This is a genomic window from Massilia sp. TSP1-1-2 (genome assembly GCF_049896185.1).
In the GTDB taxonomy this organism is placed as follows: domain Bacteria; phylum Pseudomonadota; class Gammaproteobacteria; order Burkholderiales; family Burkholderiaceae_D; genus Telluria_A.
In genome coordinates this window covers 1-1898 of the sequence record NZ_JAFCTU010000070.1, presented here as the reverse complement: position 1 = coordinate 1898, position 1898 = coordinate 1, and the positions used below count along the sequence as shown (strand labels likewise).

At 64.4% G+C, this 1898-nt stretch carries 2 protein-coding genes; both read right to left on the bottom strand.

Going from position 1 to position 1898, the window contains the following annotated elements; all coding sequences use genetic code 11:
• On the bottom strand, window positions 1-333 hold a 333-nt coding region (locus tag ACP7BV_RS26770), incomplete at its 3' end, for an AAA family ATPase (RefSeq protein WP_426107937.1).
• The gene (locus ACP7BV_RS26765; RefSeq protein WP_426107936.1) at window positions 330-1799 is read right to left on the bottom strand and encodes a DDE-type integrase/transposase/recombinase; all 1470 of its coding nucleotides are present in this window, start codon (window positions 1797-1799) and stop codon (window positions 330-332) included. The genes ACP7BV_RS26765 and ACP7BV_RS26770, both read right to left, overlap by 4 nt.
• Window positions 1800-1898: the final 99 nt, after the last annotated feature.

Below are 1898 nucleotides of genomic sequence, written 5' to 3'. Positions count from 1 at the left end.
GCCACCCCAGTGATTGCTGGGCTTGAGGGCCACGCCAAACACTTCTGCCAGCTCACGGTAGAAGTCGCCCAGATTGCTTTGCGGATGATTGAGCACGCCCACCGTCAAGTCGGCCTGGCGTTCAAGCCGGTCGGCCAAGGCGCGCAGCACCACACTCTTGCCGGTGCCAGGGTCGCCCGTGATCATGGCGAAGCCACCTTCACGTACATGAACGTTCTCGATACGCCAGAGGAAATCACTCATTTTCGGCGACAGATACAAGGCTTCGCTGGGCAACTCGGTACTGAAGGGATTCCATTTCAGGCCATACTGGGTCAACAGGATACGGTTCATGTTTTGTGCTCCAGGTCGTGACAGGTTTCATCGAGTTCAAGATAGGCTGGCGGCAGGCCCGTGGCGGCGAATTGCGCCTGCAACTGACGCATCAGCGGGGCGCGCCCATCGCCTTGCCCTGCGCTTTCACGTTCGCCTTTGAGCGCCGTCACCGGCAGCGACGACACCCCCACCGGGCGGCGCCGGCCATCGGCGTTCCTGGCCTTGTCCAGCGGATAGATCGTGGCTTGCACGTCGCCGCTGCGGGGATCGACGATGTCGGCGCAACTGCGATCCCAGCGTGCATAGCGCAGCCGCAGTTCACGCAGATGGGCGAACACCTGCGGGATCTCGAAGCGGATGCCATCGAGTGATGCCGTGCCATCGCTGCGGCGTTGGCTACGTTTGACCTCGATGCGGAAGTGGCGCCGCAAGGTGGCCGAATCGGGACAGTCGCGCATCACGCTGGGGCCGGCGATGAACCGTTGCAGCGGCGTGGCGCCGTTCAATTCACGATGCGCCGTCTGATGGTATTCGTTCTCGACCCAGGCAAACGACGCCTCATTGAGCTGCGCCAGGGTCAGGTTGGGAACGGCGTCGAGCATGGCCATCAGGCGCCCCTCGATCCGCCCCCACAGGGTCTCCTGCTTGCCATTCATCCATGCCGAGCGCGGCCGGGTGTTAAGGCCGAGGATGCCAAGCTGGTGCAACCCGGCGCGAAACTCGCCGGCGATCATCGCCGAACCGTTGTCGCTGTAAATCGCCCTGGGCAGGCCGCGCCGCTGCAACGCCTGGCAATAGCAATGCACCAGGCATTGCGTGTTCTCGTGGCCGTACCATTGCAGGTGCAGGATCAGGCGCGAGTAATCGTCGATCACGCACAGGCCGATCGGCGTGATCCATTCTCCTTGCCGGTTCAGCACCGGCAGCGAGCCTTGATGGCCGTCCAGATGCGTCAGCGAACCAACGTGCGTGGCCTCATAGCTGCGCACTTCGCGCGTGCCGTCGGGAAGCGCCGCGCGTTGCGGACCGGACAGCGGTGTGCGCTCGCGCCACAGCCCTTGGGCGCGGAAGAAGCGCCGAACCGACGCGTACGAAGGCAGGCTGCCCGGCGCGGTAACGAGCTTGAGGTTGTCGTAATGGAGCTGGACGTGCCACTTGGGATGGGTCAGGTATTGGTCTCGGATGGCGGCGGCCAGTTCAGTACTGATAGCGCGCACGCAGCCCAGATCGGAGCGCGGCACCGTGGCCAGCAGCGTGGCCGGGTCCGGGCTGCGCCGCGCCAGGGACAGCCAGCGTTCGAGCGTGGAAACGCCGAAGCGTACATCGCGCCCATGGATCGGATGGCGCCAGGTCTGCCGGCTCAATTCGGTCAGTCGGCGCATCAATTCGCCCCGTATCGGCGGGGCCGCCAGCAGTTGCCCGATGACCAGCAGGCGCAGTCTGGCCCAGCGCTCCCGGGCACTGGGATCGTCTTTGGTGGACATGGCGACAGCTCCTTTCGCACAAGCGAGCCCATGGCCCGGTAAAGGCAGATTAGGCGAGCATCGCCTCCTTGCACAGGACCATCCTGTGCGTGCCGATAG